Source organism: Microcystis sp. M49636_WE2 (assembly GCF_030065375.1).
GTDB lineage: Bacteria > Cyanobacteriota > Cyanobacteriia > Cyanobacteriales > Microcystaceae > Microcystis > Microcystis aeruginosa_C.
In genome coordinates this window covers 1-4,493 of the sequence record NZ_JASJFG010000745.1, presented here as the reverse complement: position 1 = coordinate 4,493, position 4,493 = coordinate 1, and the positions used below count along the sequence as shown (strand labels likewise).

Below are 4,493 nucleotides of genomic sequence, written 5' to 3'. Positions count from 1 at the left end.
GACGCAGGGCGATCGATTTTACCGATACGGGAGTTCCCCTCGGTTGTAAACTAAGATCCAGCAAGGCTTTAACACTATAGTGACCCCTAGTTGTTAGCTTCATTATCCCTCATTTTTACCTCTTGATCTCTATCCTACCCCCTGCCCTCATTGATGACAGAAAGGCTAACCTCCCTTCCCTCAGCATCTCGATCAACATTGATAAATTCTGTTAAGATTTTGATCGAGAGATAGAGTCTAATCAATTACAATCAATTTCCTCAAGCAAGTGATAATTTTTAGTTTATACCGTGTAAGATAAGTGTAGAGATCAATCGTAACCCGATTGTTTCTGGTCAGGGGGAGCAATTCTCCTCGACTAGCCTTGATGACCCTAACCTTTACTTATCTACTGCAAACTTAAATGAACACAACTACTAATCCAGAACCCCTGACTGGCCTCGAACTAATTGAGAAAGTTAAACAGCTAGGCAACCTCAGCAAAGAGGAAAAAGCCCGGGAATGCGGCTACTATACCATGACAAAAAATGGTATCGAACGCGTTAATATGATGAAATTTCTCAATGCTTTAATCGATGCTGAGGGAATTGACTTAGATAGCAGTGCCAATGGCCACGGACGAGGTGGGCGCTCGGCCAGCTACCGCATCAGTGTCCAATCAAATAATAATCTCCTGATCGGTTCGGCCTACACCAAAAAAATGGGACTCAAACCGGGAGATGAATTTGAAATTACTTTGGGGAGAAAACATATTCATCTCAAGCAAGTTGGCGCCAGCGACGACGACGAATAGCCATAATTAAGGAGAGAGCCGTTTCACTCTCTCCTTGCCATTAGATAGGGGCTGCTGAAAAATTCGCTCCAGAAATCATGCTATTGAATGCCACTGATTTGTCGCCCAATTGATAAGCTTTACTTATACAAAACAACTTTAAACATAATTTTTATTAAAGAGAAGGACTATCTTAGTTCATTTGTTCGCAAAAAAAGCCAGAAAGACAAAAAAAGCCCAAAAAAACTGCCGAAGCAGTTGGGAAAGATTGACAACCAAAAAGATAATAGCAAGGACAGTTCCTGAAGTTTCAGGTAGTTTTGTCATGACCAGATTGAAACTAAAATCTTCTCTTAGCTTGTCCGGACTTTCTGGGAGCATCTCAGATGTGCAGAAATAACGACAATCAACAATGATCAGTCATCCTTAAATTAGTACAAATGCCACGAAGCCGCATCTAAGCATCCCACTGCAAAAGCTAATCAGCGGCGGGATTGAGGAAAAAATCGCCAATAACGGCCAATTTTAGCAGAGAGTTTCTCTTGAAAAATCCCCACTGGGTAGCTTGACAAAAATCAGATGCAGCCGTGGGTAAAGACTATAATTCACTCGATCCCGAAAGTTACCGAAACCACTGCGGTAATATCTTTGTCGATCGAGGAAGTGTCGTAAATTCCCGAATCGCTCACGTCAGTGGAATTGCGCGAGGTGATCTGAAAAACTCCCGTTTTCGCATCGCGCACCCTTCCCACCCGACTGCCGGTACTACTAGCGATCGCCTCAGCCCTCGCTCTCGCATCTTTGGTCGCTGCCGCCACCATTTCCACCCGCAGCTTATCCAGTTGGGTGTAAAGATATTGGGGAGGTTCAGAGACGAGGTTAATTCCCTCCTCAATCAATTCCGTTACCTGCCTAGAAAGTTCCGTGTAACGGGCCACATCGCTCGCTCGGATCTCGAAGCGCTGGGTGAGACGATAGGCGAGAATTTGCCCGGTTTCCTGACCGTTAGCTGTTACTTCGGGAATCGCCATCGTCTCGATCGCGTTAGTGGTGATTGCGTCCTCCGGAACTTGTTTTTCTTTGAGATAAGCTCGTATCCGCTGGGTTTGCCGGATCAGATCGCGGTAGGCATCCTGGGCGGTAGGTTGTTGACTGGAAACCGATAAACGCCAGAGAAGATAATCGGATGTAATCGCCCTTTTGGCCGAACCGGTCACGACAAAAACATCGCTCGCCCGTTTCACCGCCAAGAACGAGCGTGCCGCTATCCACGAACTCAAGACGAGAGCGATCGATAGCACCGATAAACCCGCGAACACCTGTGGGAAACGTCGAAATATAGAACTGTCTTTCATCATCCCCCATCCTAGAAATCCGACGTTTCTATCCTATGCTAGTAGCGAGTGCCTTGAAATTATTATTTACAAAAATCAATGGAGGTCGAAATCTGACGGGGAACTTTCCCTTCCCCAAAAACTCCCTATCGCTGGCTGCGATAACGCCCGATAAGTTCAGCTTGACCATGGAATGGGCTTTATCCTCCTCTGTTTAACCCGAACTGTGGTTAAATAAATACTTCGCCGAAAAAGGTTTCAGCGAAGTACCACAATAGTCAGTGACCAGTTATCAGTTATCAGTACCTTTACTATAACACCTTTGATCCAAAAATCATAGCTTGGTGCAGAAAAAAGGCCAAAAATAAATACTTCGCCGAAAAAGGTTCCAGCGAAGTACCACAATAGTCAGTGACCAGTTATCAGTTATCAGTGTTTTTAGTATAACACCCTTTTTCGATCACTGCAAGACTTTTTGCAAATTTTAGGCCAAGAATTTTGGACCCAAACCGACTTTCGGCGCGTACACCGCCCGATCGCCCAATTCTTCTTCGATGCGTAATAAGCGATTATACTTAGCGACCCGTTCACTGCGACTGAGAGAACCAGTTTTAATCTGTCCAGCATTAGTAGCCACCGCCAGATCCGCGATCGTGGTGTCTTCCGTTTCTCCGGAACGATGACTGATGACAGAACGATAACCGTGACGGGTAGCCAGGGCGATCGTTTGTAGGGTTTCCGTCAAAGAACCGATCTGATTGAGTTTAATCAGGATCGAGTTAGCAATACCCAGATCGATCGCTTTTTGCAGACGGATGGGATTAGTCACCATCAAATCATCGCCCACCAACTGAATCCGCGCCCCCAGTTTATCGGTCAATAATTTCCAGTTATCCCAATCTTCCTCGTGTAAACCGTCTTCAATAGAAATAATCGGGTAGCGATCGACTAAACTAGCCAAAAAATCCACCATTTCGGCGGGAGAATGGGAAGAACCATCGTAGATGTATTGACCATCCCGATAGAATTCACTGGCGGCCACATCCATAGCCAAAGCCACCTGCGACCCCGGTTTATAACCAGCACGTTCGATCGATTCGATTAAAATATCCAAAGCTTCCTGATTTGAACCCAAATTCGGAGCATAACCGCCCTCATCGCCCACACCGGTCAGTAATTTGCGTTCGTGCAAGGCCTTACCCAAAGCGGCGAATACTTCCGCCCCCCAACGCAAACCTTCCTTAAAAGAATCGGCCCCGATGGGGAAGATCATAAACTCCTGAAAATCGACGTTATTATCGGCGTGAGAACCACCATTGATCACGTTCATCATCGGCACGGGTAGCACATTGGCCATCGGGCCACCGAGATAACGATAGAGAGGCAAGCCCAGATCCGCCGCCGCCGCTTTGGCCGTAGCTAGAGAGACGGCTAGGATAGCATTAGCCCCTAATTCTCGTTTATTGGCCGTGCCATCGCGATCGATCATAGCTAAATCGATACTAGCTTGGTCGAAAGCATTCATCCCCTCCAAAACCGGGACAATTTTTTCGTGGACATTGCGAACCGCTTTTAGGACACCCTTACCACCGTAACGCTGGGGATCATCATCGCGCAATTCGTGGGCTTCAAAACTGCCCGTAGAAGCGCCACTGGGAACCTGGGCCAAACCCATCGCCCCCGATTCTAACAGCACTTCGGCTTCGATAGTGGGACGGCCGCGGGAATCTAGAATCTCCCTAGCTGCGATCGCTTCGATGGGAACTTCGATTTTATCTAACATAACTTATCGTCTCCAACTCAATTTACGCGGTAATTTCGGCCGATTACTAATTGCCTAAAGGGAAATCCACGTTGACAATCTGCTTTTGATCATCAAAAACGAGGATTAAAGTATCCGTCAGTTTTTCAAATTGAATCGTCACCAACACCAAATCCACGCCGTCCGTATCCGAACCTTTTCTGACCTGAGTTCCCACAACCCGACGCACGGGGCCGGTACGCTTAAGTAAATTTTCCCAAGCGCCTTGCACTCTGGTGGGGAAAACCTCAGCTTTGAGAAAAGGGTGTAGATAACCTCTGGCCAGGCCGTAGTCTTTATTGGCCAAAGCCTTGACAAAAGCATCGCCAATCTCAGAAATACTGCGAAATTCGGGAAAATCGGCGGCAACTATCTGACCAGCCCGGTTAAAGGTAACTGTCACATCTTCGGTAACTTTCTCAAATTCAACGGTGACAATCACCAGATTGGCATTGATAGCATCGAGTAGCTTGCTTTTGACAATGCGCTTAAACGGTCCAGTATTGTCAGTGACTTGGCTTTCCCAGACCTTTTGCAGTTTTTCGGCAGTCCAGAGGGGTTTTAGTTGGGGTGACAAAGCTGCAAT

Annotated in this window: 4 protein-coding genes and 2 pseudogenes; 1 reads left to right on the top strand and 5 read right to left on the bottom strand. The window is 46.7% G+C overall.

The features are described from left to right. Window positions 1–103 (bottom strand): annotated as a pseudogene (locus tag PX484_RS17065) (transcriptional regulator); the annotation flags it as partial. Window positions 104–403: 300 nt separating this feature from the next. On the opposite strand from PX484_RS17065, the gene PX484_RS17060 reads away from it, so the two are divergent. After that, the gene (locus PX484_RS17060; protein ID WP_002737568.1) at window positions 404–793 is read left to right on the top strand and encodes an AbrB family transcriptional regulator; all 390 of its coding nucleotides are present in this window, start codon (window positions 404–406) and stop codon (window positions 791–793) included. A gap of 183 nt (window positions 794–976) precedes the next feature. Here the strand turns inward: PX484_RS17060 and PX484_RS17055 are convergent. From PX484_RS17055 to PX484_RS17040, 4 genes and pseudogenes are all read right to left on the bottom strand, one after another. Next, window positions 977–1,142 (bottom strand): annotated as a pseudogene (locus tag PX484_RS17055) (transposase); the annotation flags it as partial. A 235-nt stretch (window positions 1,143–1,377) separates the two neighbouring features. Next, window positions 1,378–2,127: an SIMPL domain-containing protein gene (locus tag PX484_RS17050; protein WP_287767568.1), complete on the bottom strand. Its 750-nt coding sequence runs from the start codon at window positions 2,125–2,127 to the stop codon at window positions 1,378–1,380. Between the two features lie 463 nt (window positions 2,128–2,590). Further along, on the bottom strand, window positions 2,591–3,889 hold the full coding sequence (gene eno / locus PX484_RS17045; RefSeq protein WP_287659489.1) for a phosphopyruvate hydratase: 1,299 nt from the start codon (window positions 3,887–3,889) through the stop codon (window positions 2,591–2,593). Between the two features lie 46 nt (window positions 3,890–3,935). Continuing rightward, window positions 3,936–4,493: DUF3887 domain-containing protein (locus PX484_RS17040; RefSeq protein ID WP_288104883.1), on the bottom strand; the 558-nt coding region annotated here is incomplete at its 5' end.

What these genes read in the sequence shown, in the direction of transcription:
- PX484_RS17060 (WP_002737568.1), top strand. Translation starts at nt 404, where the DNA reads ATGAACACAACTACTAATCCAGAACCCCTGACTGGCCTCGAACTAATT.
- PX484_RS17050 (WP_287767568.1), bottom strand. Translation starts at nt 2,127, where the DNA reads ATGAAAGACAGTTCTATATTTCGACGTTTCCCACAGGTGTTCGCGGGT.
- eno (WP_287659489.1), bottom strand. Translation starts at nt 3,889, where the DNA reads ATGTTAGATAAAATCGAAGTTCCCATCGAAGCGATCGCAGCTAGGGAG.